Below are 20,357 nucleotides of genomic sequence, written 5' to 3' on the forward strand. Positions count from 1 at the left end.
ACTCTAGCCTTTATGCCCCGCCCCGAGATACGTCTCGATGACCCGCGGATCAGCCGCCAGTTGATCCGCCGGCCCACTCAAGCCGAACTCCCCCGTCTCCAACACATGCCCGTGGTCCGCCACGCGCAGCGCGGCGCGGGCGTTCTGCTCGACGAGCAGGATGCTGACGCCGCTTTCACGCAGCGCGTCGACGATGGTGAAGATCTCGCGCACGATCAGCGGCGCCAGGCCCAGGCTGGGTTCGTCCAGCATCAACAGCTTGGGCTGCCCCATCAGCGCGCGGCCCAGGGCCAGCATCTGGCGTTCGCCGCCGGACAGCGTGCCGGCCGCCTGCGCGCGGCGTTCCTTCAGCCGCGGGAAGCGCGTGTAGACGCTCTCCATGCCATCGCGCCACTTGCGGTCGCCCAGTTTCTTGGGCCGCCAGCCACCCAGCAGCAGGTTGTCCTCGACGGTCATCGTGCCGAACAGCTCGCGCTTCTCCGGCACCAGCGCCAGGCCGGCCAGCACACGCTCTTCCAGCGTCAGCTTGGCGATGTCTTCACCCGCGAAACGCAGCGTCGCGCTGCGCGACGGGATCAGTCCCATCAGCGCGCCCAGCAACGTGGACTTGCCGGCGCCGTTGGGGCCGATGACGGTGACCACGCTCTTCTCGGCGGCCGTGAAGCTCAGGCCGTGCAGCACTTCGGCGCGACCGTAGCCGGCGTGCAGATCGGCAACTTCCAGCAGCGCGCTCATTCGTCCGCTCCCAGGTAAGCCGCACGCACCGCAGGGCTGGCCTGCACCTCGGCCGGCGTGCCGTCCATCAGGTAGCGGCCAAACTCCATGACGACGATGCGGTCGGTGAGCTTCATGACGAAGTCCATGTCGTGCTCGACGAGCAGCAGCGACAGGCCTTCCGCCTTCAGCTGCTTCAGCACCTCGGCGAGGGCTTCCTTTTCCTTGTGGCGCAGGCCGGCGGCGGGTTCGTCCAGCAGCAGCAGCGAGGGGTCGCTGGCGAGCGCCCGCGCGATCTCGACGAGGCGCTGCGGGCCCAGCGCCAGGTTGCCGGCCAGCTCGTGCGCCTGGTCGGCCAGGCCGATGCGGCGCAGCTGGCGCATGGCCTCGGCGCGGGCCTGGCGCTCCTCGGCCGCGTTCAGGCCCAGCATGGCGCGCACGGTGCCACTCTTAGTGCGCAGGTAGGTGCCTAACGCCACGTTCTCCAGCACCGTCATGTCCGGCACCAGCTTCACGTGCTGGAAGGTGCGCGACAGGCCGGCGCGGGCGATGTCTCGGCTGGCGCGGCCGTCCACGCGCTGCTGCCCCAGCTCCACCTCGCCGCTGGTCAACGGCAGCACGCCGGAGATGAGGTTGAAGGTGGTGCTCTTGCCGGCACCGTTGGGGCCGATGAGGCCCACGATGTCACCGGCGCGGATCGCGAAGCTGATGTCGTTGACGGCCACCAGGCCGCCAAACTGCTTGCGGATCTTGCGCACGTCCAGCAGCGGCGCGCCGCGCGCGGGGTGGCTGCGCGCGCTCAAGGCCGGCGCCGTCTCGTCCACCACGCGCCTGGCCGCGCCAGGCAGCCAGCGCGCAATCAGCGGCCACAGGCCGTCCGGCGCAAAGCGCAGCACCAGCACCAGCACGACGCCGAAGACGATGATCTCGTAGTTGCCCGAGCCACCGAAGACCATGGGCAGCACGACCTTGAGCTGGTCCTCGGCGAGCTTGACGAGGGCCGCACCGGTGAAGGCGCCGCCCACCGTACCGATGCCGCCCAGCACGGCCATGAACAGGTATTCGATGCCGAACTTGATGCCGAAGGGGGACGGGTTCACGCTGCGCTGCATGTGCGCATACAGCCAGCCCGACACCGACGCCAGCAGCGCCGCGATGACGAACATCACCAGCTTGTAGCGGAAGGTGGACGCGCCCATCGCTTCGGGCATGGTCGCGCCGCCGCCGCGGTTGGTGTTGAGCGCGCGCATGATGCGGCCGGGCCGCGAGTCCAGCAGCTGCGTGACCGCCAGCGCCGCCAGCAGCGCGGCCAGCCAGATCAGCAGGTAGATGCGCCGCTCGCTCTGGAAGCTGAAGTCGCCCAGCGTGATCGCGGGCAGGCCCAGCAGGCCGTCGTACTTGCCCAGGGCCTCCAGGTTGCCGACCAGGTAGAACAGCGCCAGGCACCAGCAGATGGTGGCCAGCGGCAGGTAGTGGCCCGACATGCGCAGCGTCAGCAGGCCGATGACCAGCGCCAGCAGCAACGTGATCGCCAGCCCAGCGAGCAGCCCCAGCCAGGGCGACAGCCCAAGCGTCGTTGACAGGTAGGCCGTGGCATAGGCGCCGATGCCGGCGAACGCGGCCTGGCCGAAGGACGTCAGGCCGCCGACGCCGGTCAGCAGCACCAGGCCCAGCACGACGAGCGAGAACAGGCCGATGTAGTTGAGCTGCGTGATCCAGAAGTCCGGCACCGGGGCGAAGGGCAGGACGAGCAGGACGATGGCGGCAACCGCCGCAAGATGGCTGCGGTTCATGTCAGCTGGCGACGGAGGGAATTTGCGGGACTAGCGCCGGGCCGCTCCCAAGCAGGCCCGCACTGGCGATGTGCTCGCGGCTTGATGCCGCGAGCATCGCCGTCCCCGCGGGGGACCGACCGGGCTGGCCGGCGTTCAGCCGGTGCGAGACTGGGCGAGGGGCTTCCATCATGTTCAATGCTCCTCGTGGTGCGGGTCCACGAACGACCGCCAGAGGAGGATGGGCAGGATCACCGTGAAGACGATGACCTCCTTGAACGCGCTGGCCCAGAAGGAGCCGAAGCTTTCGATCAGGCCCACGCCGATGGCGCCGGCCAGGGCCATCGGGAAGCTGGCCAGGCCGCCGAACACCGCGGCGACGAAGCCCTTCAGGCCGATCAGGAAGCCGGTGTCGTAATAGATGGTGGTCGACGGCGAGATGAGCAGGCCCGACAGCGCGCCGATGAAGGCGGCCATCGTGAAGCTCTGTGCGCCGGCCGCGTCGCTGGAGATGCCCATCAACCGCGCACCGGTGCGGTTGACCGATGTGGCGCGCAGCGCCTTGCCGGTCAGCGTGCGCTCGAAGAAAACGAACATCGCCACCAGCAGCGCCACGGACGCGCCGAAGATGATCAGCGTCTGCCCCGTGAAGCTCAGCGGCCCGACGTCGAAGCGGGCGTCCCAGAACGGCGGCGTCCGATAGCCCTCGGCACCGAAGAAGACCAGGCCGATGCCGGTCAGCGCGAAGTGCACGCCGACCGACACGATCAGCAGCGTCAGCACGCTGGCACCCGACAGCGCGCGGTAGGCCAGCCGGTACAGCAGCGGGCCCATGGCCGTGACGATGGCCAGCGTGATCAATACCTGGATCCACAGTGCGGGCTGTTGCTGCGCGGTCAGCGGCACCACCACCGCCATGCCGATAGGAAAGCTCAGCGTCTGCAACAGGCTCAGCGCGAGCCGGGCCATCCTCCAGCGCTCCCGCACGGCCTGGACCAGGTCCAGCACCGCGACGGCCGCGGCCATCATCAGCAGCAGCCACACGGTGCCAGGCACCTTGCCCAGTTGCAGCGAGGCCAGCGTCAACGCGCCAAAGGCGACGAACTCGCCCTGCGGGATGAAGATGACGCGGGTAACCGAGAAGACCAGCACCAGGGCCAGCGCGACAAGGGCGTAGATGGCCCCGTTGGTCAGCCCGTCTAAGCCCAGGATGGCGGCAATCGTGAGATCCATGGCGGCGCGCAATGAAGAGTGCGCCCATGGTATCGGCGATTTGCCGACCGCACGGTCGGGAAATCACCCAGAACGCAAAAGGCGCCCACGAAGGGCGCCTTTGCCTGGCGAGAAAGCTCGCTCAGCCGTTCTTGCTGACAACCAGCTGGTTGTTGACCTGCTTCACGCCGTCGACAGCGGAGGCCAGCGTCGTGGCGCGCTCGCGCGACTGCGCGTCGGGCGCGGCGCCGGTCAGCGTGACCTGCCCTTCGCGCGTGTCGACATTGATCTGCGTGGCCTTGAGCTTGTCGTCCACGGCCAGCGCGGCGTTGACCTTGGCGGTGATGGCCATGTCGGTGGTGGCCTGGGCCGTGTTGTTGGCGGCGCGGGCGGCCGAGTTCTCGGCGCTGTTCATCGCGTCCTTGGCATCGCGCTTGGTTTCCTCGGCCGTGCGCTTGGCATCGGCCACGGCACCGTCCAGACGCTGGCCGGCGCTCAGCTCTTCATCGCGGTTCTTGTTGCAGCCGACCAAGGCGGCGGACAGGGCCAGTGCGGCCAGCAGGGGCAGTCGGGCGGAGTGATTCATCGGGCGTCCTTTCGGGGTTGAGGCCTCAGGGGCCGGTGCCTTCACTTTGGACGCCCAGAGCGGCGCTGAATTTCAGCCCAGGTGCCGATTGCATGTCGGACCAGACCGACAGGCCGCGGCCGGCCCGGACGTCGGCGGTCATGTCCTACAGGCGTCGGCGCCACCGTCCCACGCGGGTCACGGTGGGTGCTGGCGAGCATGAGGCCATGAAGACCGCCGTAGTCATCACCGGCGCTGTCGTGCTCGCGGCGGTCGCCACCGTCGTCGCCCTGGACCAGGCCGGCTGGCCGGGGCTGGCACCGCGCTTGGTACAGCGCGGCCCCGACGGCCTGCAGGTGGATCCCGAGACGCATGTGTACCTGCTGTGGAACCCCCGCCTGGAGGCGCCGCAGGCGCGCGTGGTCTCCGCGCAGGGCGAGGCGCTGGCCGAGGCGCGCGACGTCGTGCTGGCCTGGCGCTGGGGCGACATCTGGGACTGGCGCCGTGGCGCGCCGTTGCGGCTCAAGCTCGTGCAGGCGCAGTCGCTGTCGCTGAACTGGCAGCGCGACGCCGCCGGCCGCACGGCCTGGCCGCTGCAGCCCAGCGGCGCCCGCCACGAACCGACGCCGCTGCCGCAGATTGAACAGCTCGTCATCCACAACGGCTCGGCCCACCTCGACGACGCGCCGCTGCAGCTGCTGGCGGACGCTCATTTCGCGACGCAGGCCGACAGCCACTGGAAGGCCGAGCTCAAGGGGCGGCTGCGCGGCCAGCAGCTGGCGCTGAACGCCGAGGCCAGCGCCGGCCTGGCGCTGCTGTCGCCGCCCGAGGCCCGCGTGCCACCGGTGCAGCTGCGCGTGGAGCTGAGCCAGGGTGCCGAGCGGCTGTCCTTCGCCGGCACCGCCACGTCGCTGTTGGACGCTCGCGCGCTGGACGGCCAGTTGCAGGTGCGCGGCAGCTCGCTGGCCGCCGTGGGCAAGCCCTTCGGCGTGACGCTGCCCAGCACGCCGGCCTTCGACCTCGCCGGCCGGCTGCAGCATGCCGCCGGCGTCTGGCAGCTCGGCGGCGTGCGCGCGCGCATCGGCAAGAGCAAGCTGGGCGGCGACTTCGCGTTCGACACCCGGCCCGCGCGGCCGCAGCTCAGCGGCCTGCTGCGCGGCGGCCCGCTGCGCCTGGCGGACCTGGGGCCGGCCGTCGGTGCGGACGCGCCACCCAGCCGCCCCGGCCGCCTGCTGCCCGACCGCGCCTTCGACCTGCCGGCGCTGAACGCGATGGACGCGCGCGTGGCCGTCGCGCTGTCGCAGCTGGACCTCGGCACCACCAACCTGGAGCCGCTGGGGCCCGTCAACGCCAGCCTCGTGCTGGAGAACGGCGAGCTGACGCTGAGCCACCTGAACGCGGGCGTGGCCGGCGGCGAGATCGCCGGTTCGGCCCGCCTGGACACGCGCCCCAACCCGCCGCTGTGGCAAGCCAGCCTGGACGTGCAAGGCCTGGCCGTCGAACGCTGGTTCAAGCCCAACGTGAAGAGCCTGACCGAGCACCCGCTGACCGGCCGCATGAAGGCCCAGCTGGATGTGCAGGGCAAGGGTCGCAGCACGGCCGCCGTGCTGGGCAGCCTGAGCGGGCCGGTGCAGCTGCGCATCGAGAACGGCAGCGTCTCCCACCTGCTGACCGAAGCCATCGGCCTGGACATCGCCCAGGGCCTGGGGCTGCTGCTGAAGGGCGACCAGAACCTGCCGCTGACCTGCGCCCGCCTGGACGGCCGCTTCGAGGCGGGCGTGCTCAGGCCACGCACGGCCGTCATGGACAACCGCGACAGCCGCATCGAGCTGGACGGTCGCGTCAGCCTGGCCGACGAGTCACTGGACCTGCGCCTGGTCGCCAAGCCCAAGGACTTCTCGCCGCTGACGCTGCGCGCGCCGCTGCGGCTGCAGGGCACGCTCGCCGACCCGCGCGTGGCGCTGGAAGGCAAGCGCCTGGGCGGCCGCGCGATCGCGGCGCTGGCGCTGGGCTCGCTGTCGCCACCGGCGGCGTTGCTGGCCTTCATCGACCCGGGCGACGATCAGCCGCCCGTGGACTGCCGCCTGACGGCCCGCGAGGTCAAGGTCGCCAAGGACGTGAAGGCGAAGAAATGAAACGCGCAGCGCGCCGCGGCTGAAGCCGCTCAACGACGGCGATGCGGCTGGTCGTGGACGGCGTCGAGGAACTCGCTGAGCGTCTCGCGGCACGGCCCGTCGGGGCACAGGAACAGGCCCTCCGCCTCGGCCGGCACGTCGGCCGGGAAGCCCAGCACGGTCAGGGAGTTGACCGCGTCACCGCACAGCGCCACCGTGCGGCCGCAGCGCCAGGCCATCTTCAGCAGCGCCTGCAGCCGCGCACAGCCGGTGGGCGCGGCCCAGACGTCGGAGTTCAGCACCACCAGGCCATCGGCCCAGTCCGCCGCCGGCGGTGGCTCGCCGAAGTCATCGTCCAGGCACCAGCTCATCAGGCTGACATCGTCGCGCGCGAGCACCGCCAGGTCCTCCTGCGCGCGGCTCAGCACCTCGGCGGTACCGACGACGCAGATCAGCACATCGGCCGCCATCACCGGTGCCGATGCCGGCCGGGGCGGGCAGTCTGTTGCGGACATGATGCGTCTCCTCGTGGGGGTTGTGCCCCGACTTTGGCCGCGCCCGCGAGGCGGCCCTGTGAGCTGCCGGCGCGACGCCGCGTAGGACGGCGCGCTATGACGCGCCGGCGCCCGTCAGTCGCCCTGGCGCTCGGCCAGCATGCGGTCGACCTTGTCCGCCAGCCGGCGGATCAGCCGGCCCAGTTCGGCACGCTCCTCGGGCGAGAACTCCGCCAGCGCCTCGGTGCCCAGCGCCTGCATGACGGCGCGCGACTCGTGCATGCGGGCCCGGCATTCGGCCGTCAGCAACACCAGGCGGCTGCGCCCATCGTCGGGGTCGGGCACGCGCTGCACGAGGCCGTCGCGCTCCATGCGCGCGAGCAGCTGGGCCATGCTGGGCTGCTCCACCTGCGCCAACCGCGCCAGCTCGGCCTGGGAATGCGGGCGGCCGTCCTTCAGCGCCATCAGCACCGGCAGCTGGCCCATCGCAAAGCCGCGCTCGCGCAGCAACGGGTCCGCCACGCGGTGGAAGCTGCGGTGGATGTGGCCCAGCAGCTTGAGCGTGTAACCGTCTTCGCTGGGCGGCTGGTCGGGGGCAGGACAGGCAGGCTGGTCCATGAATGCTCGCAAAAGAAGGCCCAATGGCCGTTGACTTTACATAGGCACCTATTTTAATATGAATAGGAACCTATGCATCTCAAGCCCACCATGACGTCTCCTTTCCCCCCAAGCACCGCCATCGTCGGCGCCGGCCCTGGCGGCCTGCTGCTGGCGCGCATGCTGCACCGCGCCGGCCTCGCCGTCACCGTCTTCGAACGCGAGGCGCACATGCAGGCCCGCCCGCAAGGCGGCACGCTGGACCTGCATGAGGGCGGCGGCCTGCTGGCCCTGGCCGAGGCCGGGCTGCTGCCGCAATTCGCGCACATCGCCCGCCCCGAAGACCAGGGCAACAAGCTCTACAACCGCCATGGCGACCTGCTGTTCGACGAGCAAGACGCCGAGGACGGCGGCCGCCCCGAGGTGGACCGCAGCGCGCTGCGCCAGCTGCTGCTGGACGCCATTCCGGCCGACACGGTGTGCTGGGGCCGGGCCGTCAGCGGCGCCGAGCCGACGGGCGACGGCCGCTGGCGCCTGCTGCTGGACGAAGGCCGGGCTGCGAGCGAGCCTTTCGACCTGGTCGTGGGCGCGGATGGCGCAGGCTCCCGGCTGCGGCCGCTGCTGTCGTCCTACCCGCTGCAGTACAGCGGGCTGACGCTGCTGGAGTTCGGCCTCGACGACGTGGACGACCGCCACCCCGACGTCGCCGCGCTCGTGGGCCGCGGCAAGATGATGGTGCAGGGCGACGGCCGCGCGCTGATCGCCCAGCGCAACGGCCACGCCCACATCCGCGCCTACGCCGTCTTTCGCGTGCCGGCCGACTGGGCCTGGCGCCGTTTCGACCTGTTCAACCCCGAGCGCGTAACGGCCCAATTGCTGGAAGAGTTCGCCGGCTTTGCGCCGTCCATCCAGGCCGTGCTGCAGGCCAGCAACGGCCTCTACGTGCCACGGCCCATCCATGCACTGCCGGTGGGCCACCGCTGGGCGCACCGGCCAGGCCTGACGCTGATCGGCGACGCCGCCCACCTGATGTCCCCGTTCGGGGGCGAAGGCGTCAACGCGGCGCTGCTGGATGCTGCCATGCTTGGGCGCGCCGTCGCGCACACTGCGGCTGCCGCGGGCGACTGGCAGGCTGCGGTGGCCCGCGCCGAAGCGGCGATGTTCGAACGTGTCATCGAGGCCGCCGCCGGTTCGGCCGATGCCGCCGCCGAACAGCTCTCACACGACGGCGAGGCCCTCGCCCTGGAACACCTGATGCAACACCAGGCCGAGCGCCTGCAACCCCAGATCACCCATGCCTGAAGCCACACAAGCTTTGCCGCCCGCCGCGCCGCCGCGGGCCTTCACCCCTTACCAGCGCTTCGCCACCGGCGTGCTGACGCTGCTGCAGTTCGCCGTCATCCTGGACTTCATGATCATGTCGCCGCTGGGCGCGCTGATCATGCCGGCGCTGTCGATGACCACCCAGCAGTTCGGCCTGGTCGTGTCGGCGTATGCCTTCAGCGCCGGTGCCGCCGGCCTGCTGACGGCCGGCTTCGCCGACCGCTTCGACCGCAAGAAGCTGCTGCTGTTCTTCTACAGCGGCTTCCTGCTCGGCACGCTGTGGTGCGGCCTGGCGACGAGCTTCGAATCGCTGCTGGCGGCGCGCATCGTCACGGGCCTGTTCGGCGGCGTCATCGGCTCCATCGTCATGGCCATCGCGGCGGACCTGTTCGAGCCCGCGCTGCGCGGCCGCGTGATGGGCCTGCTGCAGGGCGGCTTCGCGGCCAGCCAGGTGCTGGGCCTGCCGTTCGGCCTGTACCTGGCCACACACTGGGACTGGCACGCGCCCTTCATGGCGCTGGTGGCCTTCGGCGTCGTCGGCGGCGGGCTGATCGCTTGGCGCATGAAGCCGGTGGACGCCCATCTGAAACTGCAGAACGACCGCAGCGCGTTCGCCCACCTGCTGCACACCGTCGCGCAGCGCCGCCACCTGCATGCCTTCGCCATCACGGCGCTGCTGACGACGGGCGGCTTCATGATCATGCCGTTCGCCAGCGCCTTCTCGGTGCGCAACGTGGGCATCGACCTCGAACACCTGCCCATCGTCTACCTAGTCACCGGCATCAGCACGATGTTCGTCGCGCCACTGGTGGGCCGGCTCACCGACCGCTTCGGCCCGCTGCCGGTGTTCTTCACCGGCAGCGCCATCACCGTCGCGATGGTGGCGCTGTACACGCGGCTGGGGCCGTCATCGCTGACGACGCTGATCGTCGTCAACGTCGTCATGTTCGCCGGCATCTTCTCGCGCATGGTGCCCTGGCAGGTCGTCGTCGCCGGCATCCCCGCGCCCGAGCAGCGCGGCGCCTTCACGGCCGTGAACGCGGCGCTGCAGCAGCTGGCCGGCGGCCTGGCGGCGCTGGTCTCCGGCCACATCGTCACCATCGCCGCCGACGGCCGGCTGGAGCATTTCCCGTGGGTGGGCAACGTGCTGATCGGCACGACGCTGATCGTCTGCGTGCTGCTGTGGCAGCTGCAGAAGAACGCTAAGCCGCAAACACCACGGTGACCAGCAGGCCGCGCCCGTCCGGCCCGGCGTCGAGCTGGATGACGCCGCCATTGCGCGCGGCGGCGCGCTCCGCAATCGCCAACCCCAGTCCGCTGCCGCTCTGAGCCTGGCCGGGGATGCGGTAGAAGCGCTCGAAGACGCGCTGGCGCAGCGCCTCGGCGATGCCCGGGCCCTGGTCGCTGAAGCTCAAGCGACAGCCGCCTTCGGCCAAGGGCGCCAGCCGCACGGCAATGCGGCCATGCTCGGGCGAGTACTTGATCGCATTGCTGATCAGGTTGTCGACCAGGGCCCAGATGGTTTCCTGGTGCAGCGGCCGCTCGCAGGGCGCGTCGGCGTGGAAGTCGATGTCGATGCCGCGCTGCACGGCCAACGGCGCGGCGGCGGCCAGGCGGTCGCGCACCAGCGTCTCCAGCGACAACAGCGGCTGGGTAGCGTCATCACTCGCGTCCGAGCGGGCGCGCTCCAGCGACAGCAGCTGCTGCACCAGGTGGTTGGCGCGCGCCACGCCTTCGCGCAGGCCCGCGCTGACCTCCGCATGGCGCTGCGGGTCAGCCTCCGCGCCGCGTGTCTGCAGCAGGTGGGCGTTGATCTGGATGGCCGCCAGCGGCGTCTTCAGCTCGTGCGCCGCGTCGGACAGGAACTCATGCTCATGCTCGATGCGCCGGCGCAGCCGCGCCATCAGGTGGTTGATGGACGTGACCAGCGGCGACAGCTCCCGGTAGGTGGACACCGGCAGCGGCGTCAGGTCCTGGTCCGAGCGGTTCTCGATGACGGTGGCGATGGAGCGCAGCGGCTTCAGGCCGATGCCGACGATGAGCCAGGCCGGCAGCAGCAGCAGCGGCAGGCTGAAGATGCTGGAGCGCAGCAGGAAGCTGACGCCCGAGAAGCTCTGCATCCAGCGGTCGTCGACCTCGTGGCTGCGCTCCACGACCAGGCCGGTGGCCTCGTCCCTCTCCACCGCCTGCACCCAGGCGTTGGTGTCGCGCGCCTCGGGGCTGTCGGGCAGCGGCAGCGCGTCCGGCAGCTCGGGCATGGAGTTGTAGAGCAGCGTGCCGCGCTGCCACACGCGAACCCGCACATGCGAGTGGTAGTCCAGCTGGCGAAACATCTCGGCGCGCACGTCCTCCAGCGCCCGCGCGGCCTGGCGCACGCGGTCGGGCTTGTCGGCGATCTCGGTCAGGTGCAGCAGCAGCTCGCGCGCATGGGCGCCGTTCTCGCTGGCCGTGCGCGAGCGCTGCGTGATCTTGGCCTCCAGCGCCACGTACAGGAAGCCACCCAGCGCGACGACCAGGATGACCGCACTGAAACCCAGCATCAGCCGCCGGAACAGCGACGATTGGTCAGGCGACGCGGTCACGCTGCATCATGTAGCCCACCCCGCGCACGGTGCGGATGTGGCCGTCACCGATCTTCTTGCGCAGGTTGGAGATGTGGACATCCAGCGTCGCGCCGTCGCTGAAGGGCAGCACGCGCTTCTCCAGCTCGGCGCGCGTCAGCACGCGATCGCTCTGCTTCATCAGCGTCAGCAGCAGCGCGTACTCGGTCTTGGACAAGGTGATGGGCGCGCCGGCCAGCGTGACGCGCATGCGCTTCTCTTCCAGCGCCAGGTTGCCGAAGTTCCACAGCGCCTCGGCCTCGCCATGCGCGCCGCTGCGGCGCAGGATGGCGCGCAGCCGCACCAGCAGCTCGGGGATGTCGAAGGGCTTGATGAGGTAGTCGTCGGCGCCGTTGTCGAAGCCTTTGAGCCGGTCCTGCAGGCCGTCGCGCGCCGTGATGATGAGCACGGGCACCGTCAGGCCCGCCGCGCGGATGCGCTTGAGCAACTCGCTGCCATCGCCATCGGGCAGGCCCAGGTCCAGCAGCACGGCGTCGAAATCCTCGGCGCGCAGCCGCTCGACGGCGTCGCTCGCCATGCGCACCCAGACGACCTCGTGGCCCTCGTCCTTGAACACGGTCAGCAGCGCCTGGCCGATGTTCAGGTCGTCTTCGATGAGATAGATCTTCACGGCAGGCAGTCTAGCGGCGCGTCCCGCAAAACCAGCACCGCACAAACGCGCAATTGACAGCCTTGTCGGCCTGAAACACCGATGGATAAAGGCCAAACGCCCAATCTTCAGGATTTCTTCAGCGCCGTTCGATAGCGCCCCTTGCGCCTTGACGCCGCGCCGTCAACGGCGCCGGAAACCGGCGTTTTCGAGCGCCGCACACCCCCCAATCTTTAGGCTTTCTTCAGCAGCTCACGCTCCGGATTGACGCTGCGCGGCGGGCCCCAGAGCATCGCGGCCGTTCGCTCACAGAACCGGACACCGGCCGACGAGCAGAACCGGACCCGATCACTACAACATTCGAGAGGCAAACCCCATGGCCCATCTGCCAGCCGCACGAGCGCCGCGCCAGCCGCGAGCGCGCGGGCTCCACCCCCTTCCTTCGGCGCTTCCCATTGCGCGCGCCTGCGCCCTGCTGCTGCTGGGTGCCCAGGCCGCGCAGGCCCAGGAGACCGCGCCCCCGCCGCAGTCGCTGGACACCGTCGTCGTCACCGGCATCCGCAAGGGCGTCGAGGACGCCATCGCCACCAAACGCAACAACTCCTCCATCGTCGAAGCCGTGTCGGCGGAAGACATCGGCAAGCTGCCCGACGTCACCGTGGCCGAGTCCATCAGCCGCGTCGCCGGCGTGGCTACGCAGCGCAGCAAGGTCAACGGCAAAGCCACCGGCGTCAGCGTGCGCGGCCTGTCGCCCACCTTCAACGGCGCGCTGCTGAACGGCCGTGAGCAGGCGTCCACCAGCGACGCACGCAGCCCCGAGTTCGACCTCTTCCCGGCCGAGCTGATGAGCAGCCTGCTGATCTACAAGACGCCGGACGCCGGCCTCGTCGGCCAGGGCCTGGCGTCGACCATCGACATGCGCACCATCCGCCCGCTGGACCATGGCAAGCGCACGCTGGCGCTGAACGCACGCAAGGAGCGCATCGGTGTGGACTCCGGCGTGGAAGTGGGTTCGGGCCATCGCACCAGCCTGGTCTACGTGGACCAGTTCGCCAACAAGACGCTGGGCGTGGCCGTGGCGCTGTCCCGGCTGCGCGAGGACAACGGCGGCGAGCAGCGCTTCGACAGCTGGGGCGGCTGGGCGCCGACGGTGGACTACAACGGCCAGCAGGTGGCCGTGCCGGGCGGCTTCAAGTACGAGACGCAGCGCCGCAAGAGCACGCGCGACGGCGCCGTGCTGACGCTGCAGTACAAGCCGAGCAGCGAGTTCAAGACCACCGCCGACGTGTTCTACGGCGCCGGCACCGAAGCCACCAAGCAGACCGGCCTGGAAGGCGCCATCGCCTTTGGCGCCGGCATCTACGACCCCAACGGCCAGCTGAGCAACGCAACCATCGCCAACGGCGTGGCCACCAGCGGCACGATGAACAACTACAAGGGTGTAGTGCGCAACCACATGTTCTCGAACAAGGACCGGTTGCTGTCGCTGGGCTGGAACGCCGAGCTGCGCACCGGCGACTGGCGCTGGGAGGGCGACGTGTCGCGCTCGCACGGCGTGAAGAACATCAGCAACTACGAGACCACGGCCGGCCAGGTCGGCAGCACGCCGTCGGCGCAGCTGGCCACGATCAGCTGGACGGGCTTCAACGGCAGCAACTTTGCCGACGTGCAGTACAAGACCAGCGGCAACTTCGCCGACCGCAACTTCGCGCTGCTGACCGACGTGGACGGCTGGGGCGGTGGGCCGCTGACGCCGCAGGCCGGCTACGTGGCCCTGCCCACCATCGAGGACACGCTGACCAGCCTGCGCCTCACGGCCCATCACGACCTGGACTGGGGCCCCGTCACCGGCACCCGCTTCGGCATCAACCTGTCCAAGCGCGACAAGATCCGCGCCGGCGACGAAGGCCGCCTGTCCATCAAGGGCGGCGACGGCTACGCCGGCGTCAAGATGCCCGGCACCGGCACAGCCATCGCCGGCGCGTCGGGCATCGAGGTCGCGTCCTGGGACCCGACCGGGTCGCTGGGCACCATCTACGAGTCCAACCGCTGGGTGGACAAGAACGTGCTGTCGCGCGGCTGGACTGTGCGCGAGAAGGTGACCACCGCCTACGCGATGGCCGACCTGGGCGGCAACCTCGGCAGCATCCCGTACAGCGGCAACATCGGCCTGCAGCTGGTGCACACCGACCAGCGCGCCACCGGCAACCAGGTGGACGAGTACGCCTGCACCGGCATCACCGAGCAGACCTGCCCCTACACCGTCCGCAACGAAGGCATCACCTACAACAACGTGTTGCCGGCGATGAACCTGACGTTCGACCTGGGCAACCAGCAGATGCTGCGCTTTGCGCTGGGCAAGCAGATCGCGCGCCCCAATCTCGACAACGAGAAGGCCAGCATGTCGGTGGCGCAGCCCGCGCCCGATGCGCAGAAGCCGGCGCTGACGGCCTTCGCGGGCAACCCGCAGCTCAAGCCCTATGCCGCCACGGCGCTGGACATTTCCTACGAGAAGTACTTCGACAAGTATGGCTACATCAGCCTGGCCGGCTTCTTCAAGAAGCTGGACAACTACGTGCTGAACGTGCCGCGCGAGTTCGACTTCAAGCCCTTCATCGGCCCCAACACGCCGCTGCCGACGACCGGCCCGTTCGCGGGCTCCAGCGTCGGCTTCCTGACCCAGCCGGTCAACGGCGAGGGCGGCAACATGCATGGCTTCGAACTGTCGGTCAACCTGCCGGGGCGCATGCTCAGCGGCTGGCTGGACGGCTTCGGCACGCAGGTCAGCCACTCGCACACCGCCAGCTCGGTGAAGCTGCCGACGTCGGGTTTCGTGTCGCCGCAGAACTCGCCGGTGTTCGCCGGCCAGGTGGGCGAGATCGGGCTGCCGGGCCTGTCCAAGAACGTCACGACGCTGCGCCTGTACTACGAGAAGGCCGGCTTCCAGCTGGCCTGGGCGGCGCACCGCCGCTCGGACTTCATCGGCCAGATCCTGGACTACCGCAGCGACTCGCAGTTCACCTTCATCAAGCAGGAGACCATCATCGGCGCGCAGGTGGGCTATGAGTTCCAGGGCGGCTGGCTGAAGGGCTTGTCGGTGCTGCTGCAGGGCCACAACCTGACGAATGCGCCGTTCCAGGAGTACACGACCGACCGCAACATCGTCACCAACAAGGTGGTGTACGGCAAGACCTATCGCCTGGGTCTGAACTACAGGTATTGAGATGAAGCCCCCCGTCCGCTCGCGCCTGCCGAACGCGGCGCGACCGGACGATCCCCCACGGGGACGGCGATGCTTGCGGCGTTGAGCCGCAAGCACATCGCCCTGCCGGGCCGGCTTGGGAGCGGCCCGGCGCTCGGCCCGCAATGCAACCGTGTCCGGCGTACCAAGCGCGCGTCAACCGCATTCCAACATCGTGATCAAACTTCTCCACGCGCTCGCCGCCACCCTGCTGGCCTGCGCCGGCAACGCCCTCGCCGCGCCCAGGGACGTCGACCAGCCTCAGCCCTACGTGCAGGTCCAGCACCCGGCCTGGGCGCGCAACGCGACGCTGTACCAGATCAACACGCGCCAGTTCACGCCGGAGGGCACGTTCCGCGCCGCCGAGGCGCAGCTGCCGCGACTGAAGGCGCTGGGCGTGGACATCCTGTGGCTGATGCCCATCCACCCCATCGGCGAGAAGCACCGCAAGGGCGCGCTGGGCAGCCCGTACGCGGTGCGCGACTACCTGGCCGTGAACCCCGAGTTCGGCACGCTGGCGGACTTCAAGCAGTTCGTCGCCACGGCGCACCAGCTGGGCCTCAAGGTCATCCTTGACTGGGTCGGCAACCACACGGCCTGGGACAACGTGCTCGTGAAGGCCCACCCCGACTGGTACGCCCGCGACGAGCAGGGCCGCTTCACGCCCACGCCCTGGTACGACTGGGACGACATCATCGACCTCGACTACGACAAGGCCGCGCTGCGTCGCTACATGACGCAGGCGCTGCTGTACTGGGTGCGCGACGTGGGCGTGGACGGCTACCGCGCCGACGCGGCGGGCCTGTCGCCACTGGACTTCTGGGAACAGGCCGCCAAGGAGCTGCGCGCCGTCAAGCCCGTGTTCCTGCTGGCCGAATGGGAGAGCCGCGACCTGCACGCGCGCGCCTTCGACGCGACCTACGCGTGGAGCTGGTGGGACGCGATGAAGCTCATCGCCGAGGGCCGGGCCGACGCGACCTCGCTGTACCCCTACTACGCGTGGAATCGCAAGTTCTACCCGCGCGAGGCCTACCGGCTGCTCTACACGACCAACCACGACAAGAACGCGTGGGAGGGCACCGAGTTCGAGATCTTCGGCGCTGCCGCGGACACCGTGACCGTGCTGAGCTTCATCAGCGAAGGCCTGCCGCTGGTCTACAACGGCCAGGAGGCCGGCAACAAGAAGCGCCTCGCATTCTTCGAGCGCGACCCCATCGAGTGGAAGGCCGCACCGCAGGGCGTGCTGCTGCCCGCCCTCATCGCGCTGAAGAAGCGCAACACGGCGCTGTGGAACGGCGCGGACGGCGCCGTCATGGAGCCCGTGGCCAACAGCGCGCCCAAGCAGGTGTTCAGCTTCGTGCGCGGCAACGGCCGCGACAAGGTTCTGGGCGTCTTCAACCTGTCGGCGGCGGCCGTGGACGTGAAGTTGATGGGCCCGCGACACGTCGGCCGCTACCGGGACTTCAACGGCGGCGCCGAGGTGCCGCTGGCCGACTGCGCCACGCTGAGCCTGCCCGCCTGGGGCTGGCGCGTCCTCGTGCAATGAGGGGGCCGACATGCAGCAGCAGAACCTGAACACCGTTGTCATCGTCGGCGGCGGCACCGCCGGCTGGATGACGGCCGCCGCGCTGGCCAAGGTCACCAACGGCCGCGTGACGATCAAGCTCGTCGAGTCCGAGGAGATCGGCACCGTGGGCGTGGGCGAATCGACGATCCCGATGATCCGGCAGTTCAACCAGCTACTGGGCATCGACGAGAACGAGTTCATGCGCGAGACGCAGGCGACGTTCAAGCTCGGCATCGAGCTGCGCGACTGGGGCGCCATCGGCGACCGCTACCTGCACGCCTTCGGGCAGATCGGCCACCGCTCCAGCATCCTGCCCTTCCATCACTACTGGCTGCGCATGCACCGGGCGGGCCGGACGCCGGACTTGTGGGCCTATTCCATCAACGCGGCCGCCGCCCGCGCCCACCGCTTCATGCGCGCCGACCCCGGCCTGGGCCGCTCGCCACTGGCCGAGATCGTTCACGCCTTCCACATCGACGCCGGCCTGTACGCGGGCTACCTGCGCCGCTACGCCGAGAAGCTGGGCGTGCAGCGCACCGAGGGCCGCTTGCTGGACGCGCAACTGCACGAGAACGGCCATGTGCGCAGCGTGCGCCTGGCCGGCGGCACGCCGATCGAGGGCGACCTCTTCATCGACTGCTCGGGCCTTCGCGGCCTGCTCATCGAGCAGGCGCTGAAGACCGGCTACGAGCATTGGAACCACTGGCTGCCCTGCGACCGCGCGGTCGTGGTGCCCAGCGCGCGGGCCCAGGAGCTGCCGCCCTTCACGCGCGCCACGGCCCGCCCCGCCGGCTGGCAGTGGCGCATCGGCCTGCAGCACCGCACCGGCAACGGCCACGTGTATGCCAGCCAGGCCATGGGCGACGACGAGGCCGCGGCGCTGCTGATGCGCAACCTAGACGGCCAGGCGCTGGCCGAACCGCGCGTGCTGCGCTTCGAGAGCGGTCGCCGGCGCAAGGTCTGGAACCGCAACGTCGTCGCCATCGGCCTGTCGTCGGGCTTCATGGAGCCGCTGGAGTCCACGTCCATCCACCTCGTGCAGTCGGCCATCGCGCGGCTGATCCAGTTCTTCCCGGACCAGAGGTTCAACCCGGCGGACGTCGCCGAGTTCAACCGGCAGAGTGACTTCGAGACCGAGCGCATCCGCGACTTCCTCATCCTGCATTACCACGCGACCACGCGCAGCGACAGCGACTTCTGGAACCACGTGCGCACGATGGCCGTGCCTCAGACGCTGCAGGACAAGCTGGATCTGTGGCGCGCGAGCGGGCGCATCGTGCGCCACGGCGACGAGCTGTTCTCCGAGGTGGGCTGGCTGCAGGTGCTGCACGGCCAGGGCGTCACACCCGGCGCCCACCATCCGCTGGCCGAAGCTCTGCCGGAAAGCGAAATCAACGACTATCTGGACGACACCCAGGCCGTCATCCAGCGCTGCATCGCGCAGATGCCCGGGCACGCGGACTTCATCGCGGCGCACTGCGCCGCAGCCCAGGACCTAGAGACATGCTGACTCGCCGCTTGTTTGTTCTCCTCTCCCTCGTTCTTTGCGCAACCGCCCAGGCCGACGAAACGCTGGCCACCGTCAGCTCACCGAACAGGCAGCTGGTCGTCACGCTGCAGCTGACCGGCGAGGGCCGGCTGGCCTACCGCGTGGACCGGAAGGGCCAGCCGCTGGTCAACGCGTCGCGCCTGGGGCTGCTGCTGGCCAACGCGCACCAGCTGGACGGCGGCTTCAAGCTGGTGGGCCAGCAGACCACCGAGAAGGATGAGACCTGGGAGCAGCCCTGGGGCGAGAGCCGCCGCGTGCGCAGCCACTGCCGCGAGCTGCTGGTGGCGTTGCAGCAACCCGCCCAGGGCGGCCGCGCGATGGCGCTGCGCTTTCGCGTCTTCGACGACGGCTTCGGCTTCCGCTACGAACTGCCCGAGCAGCCGCAGTTGCCCATCGCCCGCATCAGCGACGAGCTGACCGAGTTCGACATTGCCGAGCCGGCCGCGGCCTGGTGGATCCCGGCGGGCGAGGCGCTGGTGCTGGAGTACCCGGTGCAGCGCACGCCGCTGGCCGAGGTGGGCCTGGCGAACACGCCGCTGACGATGCGCACACAGAGCGGCGTGCACCTGGCGCTGCACGAGGCAGCGTTGGTGGACTACGCGTCCATGTGGGTGCGCAAGGTCGGTGGCCAAAAGCTGCGCGCCCAGCTCGCGCCCGGCGCCAGCGGTGCCGCCGTCGAGAAGCGCGGCGCCTTCACCACGCCCTGGCGCACGCTGCGCGTCGCCGACTCGGCAGGCGCGTTGTACGAGTCCAACCTTGAACTCAATCTCAACGAGCCCAACCGGTTGGGCGACGTGAGCTGGTTCCGGCCTGGCAAGTTCGTCGGTGTCTGGTGGGAGATGCACCTGGACCGCGCCAGCTGGTCCAGCGGGCCCAAGCACGGCGCGACGACGGCCAACACGAAGCGGCACATCGACTTCGCCGCCAGGCACGGCTTTCGCGGCGTGCTGGTGGAGGGCTGGAACCTGGGCTGGGACGGCAACTGGGTGGGCAGCGGCTCGGCCTTCGACTACCTCAAGGCCATGCCCGACTTCGACCTCGCCGCCTTGGCTGCCTACGCCAAGGCCAAGGACGTGCGCCTGGTGGGCCACCACGAGACCGGCGGCAACGTCGCGCGCTACGAGCAGCAGATGGACGCGGCCTATGCGCTCTACGCCAGGCTGGGCGTAGACGTCGTCAAGTCCGGCTATGTGACCGACGCAGGCACAGCCCAGTTCGCCAATGCCAACGGCGGCGGCACCCACTTCGGCTTCACCGAATCGCAAGAAGGCGTGCGCCATTTCGTCAAGGCCGTGCAGGAGGCGGCGAAGCACCGCATCGCCATAGACACGCACGAGCCCGTCAAGGACACCGGCCTGCGCCGCACATATCCGAACTGGGTCTCGCGCGAGGGCGCGCGCGGCCAGGAGTTCAACGCCTGGGGCGACCCCATCAACCCGGTGGACCACGAGGTCAACCTGGTCTTCACGCGCATGCTCAGCGGGCCGATGGACTACACGCCCGGCGTGCTGAGCCTGAACGGCGCCGGCGACCGCAAGCTGAACTCCACGCAGGCCAAGCAGCTGGCGCTGTACGTGGCGCTGTACTCGCCGGTGGTCATGGTGCCGGACCTCATCGAGCACTACGAACGCTGGCCGGCCGCCTTCCAGTTCATCAAGGACGTGCCGACCGACTGGGAGACGACCCGGGTCATCCACGGCGAACTGGGCGAGGTGGCGACGATTGCCCGCAAGGACCGCCGCAGCGAGGACTGGTATGTCGGCGCCATCACCAACGGCGACGCCCGCAAGCTGACGCTGCCGCTGGCCTTCCTCGACGCCGGCCGCCGCTACCGCGCCGAGATCTACCGCGATGGCGACAGCGCCGACTACCGCGACGCCAAGCGCCGCTTCGACCTCGTCACCGAACAGGTCGCCGTGCAGTCCACCGACACGCTGCCGCTGCACCTCGCGCCCGGCGGTGGCCAGGCCATCCGCTTCACCCCCCTGCCAAAGTAAAC

Annotated in this window: 15 protein-coding genes; 7 read left to right on the forward strand and 8 right to left on the reverse strand. The window is 69.7% G+C overall.

What is annotated here, in order from left to right:
- Positions 1–3: 3 nt before the first annotated feature.
- The 4 genes from AC1D29_RS12550 to AC1D29_RS12565 form a co-directional block, all read right to left on the reverse strand.
- The gene (locus AC1D29_RS12550; protein WP_477897734.1) at positions 4–735 is read right to left on the reverse strand and encodes an ABC transporter ATP-binding protein; all 732 of its coding nucleotides are present in this window, start codon (positions 733–735) and stop codon (positions 4–6) included.
- Positions 732–2,507: a branched-chain amino acid ABC transporter ATP-binding protein/permease gene (locus tag AC1D29_RS12555; RefSeq protein ID WP_477897736.1), complete on the reverse strand. Its 1,776-nt coding sequence runs from the start codon at positions 2,505–2,507 to the stop codon at positions 732–734. The genes AC1D29_RS12550 and AC1D29_RS12555 overlap by 4 nt, the downstream gene beginning before the upstream one ends.
- A gap of 174 nt (positions 2,508–2,681) precedes the next feature.
- On the reverse strand, positions 2,682–3,719 hold the full coding sequence (locus AC1D29_RS12560) for a branched-chain amino acid ABC transporter permease (protein WP_477897738.1): 1,038 nt from the start codon (positions 3,717–3,719) through the stop codon (positions 2,682–2,684).
- Positions 3,720–3,840: 121 nt separating this feature from the next.
- Entirely contained in the window at positions 3,841–4,284 is a 444-nt protein-coding gene (locus AC1D29_RS12565; RefSeq protein ID WP_477897740.1) for a BON domain-containing protein, read from the reverse strand.
- 206 nt (positions 4,285–4,490) lie between these two features.
- Between AC1D29_RS12565 and AC1D29_RS12570 the strand changes: the two genes are divergently transcribed.
- On the forward strand, positions 4,491–6,398 hold the full coding sequence (locus tag AC1D29_RS12570; protein ID WP_477897741.1) for an AsmA family protein: 1,908 nt from the start codon (positions 4,491–4,493) through the stop codon (positions 6,396–6,398).
- A gap of 29 nt (positions 6,399–6,427) precedes the next feature.
- Here AC1D29_RS12570 and AC1D29_RS12575 read toward each other — a convergent pair whose 3' ends face one another.
- Together AC1D29_RS12575 and AC1D29_RS12580 are read right to left on the reverse strand one after the other, a co-directional pair.
- Complete coding sequence (locus tag AC1D29_RS12575) at positions 6,428–6,892, reverse strand: hypothetical protein (RefSeq protein WP_477897743.1); 465 nt, start codon at positions 6,890–6,892, stop codon at positions 6,428–6,430.
- Between the two features lie 114 nt (positions 6,893–7,006).
- A complete protein-coding gene (locus AC1D29_RS12580) occupies positions 7,007–7,489 on the reverse strand; it encodes a MarR family winged helix-turn-helix transcriptional regulator (RefSeq protein ID WP_477897745.1) in 483 nt (160 codons plus the stop codon).
- A 90-nt stretch (positions 7,490–7,579) separates the two neighbouring features.
- Here AC1D29_RS12580 and AC1D29_RS12585 point away from each other — a divergent pair, with 90 nt between their 5' ends.
- On the forward strand, positions 7,580–8,770 hold the full coding sequence (locus AC1D29_RS12585; protein ID WP_477897747.1) for an FAD-dependent oxidoreductase: 1,191 nt from the start codon (positions 7,580–7,582) through the stop codon (positions 8,768–8,770).
- Positions 8,763–10,016: an MFS transporter gene (locus AC1D29_RS12590; protein ID WP_477897749.1), complete on the forward strand. Its 1,254-nt coding sequence runs from the start codon at positions 8,763–8,765 to the stop codon at positions 10,014–10,016. Before AC1D29_RS12585 ends, AC1D29_RS12590 begins: the two co-directional genes overlap by 8 nt.
- Here the strand turns inward: AC1D29_RS12590 and AC1D29_RS12595 are convergent.
- Both AC1D29_RS12595 and AC1D29_RS12600 read right to left on the reverse strand, forming a co-directional pair.
- On the reverse strand, positions 9,994–11,373 hold the full coding sequence (locus AC1D29_RS12595; RefSeq protein WP_477897751.1) for an ATP-binding protein: 1,380 nt from the start codon (positions 11,371–11,373) through the stop codon (positions 9,994–9,996). The two genes, AC1D29_RS12590 and AC1D29_RS12595, sit on opposite strands and share 23 nt — an antisense overlap.
- Positions 11,357–12,022 (reverse strand): response regulator transcription factor, encoded by a 666-nt coding sequence (locus tag AC1D29_RS12600; RefSeq protein ID WP_477897752.1) that lies wholly within the window; start codon positions 12,020–12,022, stop codon positions 11,357–11,359. The genes AC1D29_RS12595 and AC1D29_RS12600 overlap by 17 nt, the downstream gene beginning before the upstream one ends.
- 355 nt (positions 12,023–12,377) lie before the next feature.
- Here AC1D29_RS12600 and AC1D29_RS12605 point away from each other — a divergent pair, with 355 nt between their 5' ends.
- From AC1D29_RS12605 to AC1D29_RS12620, 4 genes are all read left to right on the forward strand, one after another.
- Positions 12,378–15,224, forward strand: a complete 2,847-nt coding sequence (locus AC1D29_RS12605; RefSeq protein WP_477897754.1) for a TonB-dependent receptor — start codon at positions 12,378–12,380, stop codon at positions 15,222–15,224.
- Between the two features lie 193 nt (positions 15,225–15,417).
- The gene (locus tag AC1D29_RS12610; protein WP_477897756.1) at positions 15,418–16,788 is read left to right on the forward strand and encodes an alpha-amylase family glycosyl hydrolase; all 1,371 of its coding nucleotides are present in this window, start codon (positions 15,418–15,420) and stop codon (positions 16,786–16,788) included.
- A gap of 10 nt (positions 16,789–16,798) precedes the next feature.
- Positions 16,799–18,319, forward strand: a complete 1,521-nt coding sequence (locus AC1D29_RS12615) for a tryptophan halogenase family protein (RefSeq protein ID WP_477897758.1) — start codon at positions 16,799–16,801, stop codon at positions 18,317–18,319.
- Positions 18,313–20,355, forward strand: coding sequence for a glycoside hydrolase family 97 protein (locus AC1D29_RS12620; RefSeq protein WP_477897760.1), 2,043 nt, complete (start codon positions 18,313–18,315; stop codon positions 20,353–20,355). Before AC1D29_RS12615 ends, AC1D29_RS12620 begins: the two co-directional genes overlap by 7 nt.
- The last annotated feature ends 2 nt before the right edge of the window (positions 20,356–20,357 follow it).

Source organism: Roseateles sp. P1_C6, from assembly GCF_056406315.1.

Coding starts and splice junctions, on each gene's coding strand:
- AC1D29_RS12550 (WP_477897734.1), bottom strand. CDS start 735: ATGAGCGCGCTGCTGGAAGTTGCCGATCTGCACGCCGGCTACGGTCGC.
- AC1D29_RS12555 (WP_477897736.1), bottom strand. CDS start 2,507: ATGAACCGCAGCCATCTTGCGGCGGTTGCCGCCATCGTCCTGCTCGTC.
- AC1D29_RS12560 (WP_477897738.1), bottom strand. CDS start 3,719: ATGGATCTCACGATTGCCGCCATCCTGGGCTTAGACGGGCTGACCAAC.
- AC1D29_RS12565 (WP_477897740.1), bottom strand. CDS start 4,284: ATGAATCACTCCGCCCGACTGCCCCTGCTGGCCGCACTGGCCCTGTCC.
- AC1D29_RS12570 (WP_477897741.1), top strand. CDS start 4,491: ATGAAGACCGCCGTAGTCATCACCGGCGCTGTCGTGCTCGCGGCGGTC.
- AC1D29_RS12575 (WP_477897743.1), bottom strand. CDS start 6,892: ATGTCCGCAACAGACTGCCCGCCCCGGCCGGCATCGGCACCGGTGATG.
- AC1D29_RS12580 (WP_477897745.1), bottom strand. CDS start 7,489: ATGGACCAGCCTGCCTGTCCTGCCCCCGACCAGCCGCCCAGCGAAGAC.
- AC1D29_RS12585 (WP_477897747.1), top strand. CDS start 7,580: ATGACGTCTCCTTTCCCCCCAAGCACCGCCATCGTCGGCGCCGGCCCT.
- AC1D29_RS12590 (WP_477897749.1), top strand. CDS start 8,763: ATGCCTGAAGCCACACAAGCTTTGCCGCCCGCCGCGCCGCCGCGGGCC.
- AC1D29_RS12605 (WP_477897754.1), top strand. CDS start 12,378: ATGGCCCATCTGCCAGCCGCACGAGCGCCGCGCCAGCCGCGAGCGCGC.
- AC1D29_RS12615 (WP_477897758.1), top strand. CDS start 16,799: ATGCAGCAGCAGAACCTGAACACCGTTGTCATCGTCGGCGGCGGCACC.
- AC1D29_RS12620 (WP_477897760.1), top strand. CDS start 18,313: ATGCTGACTCGCCGCTTGTTTGTTCTCCTCTCCCTCGTTCTTTGCGCA.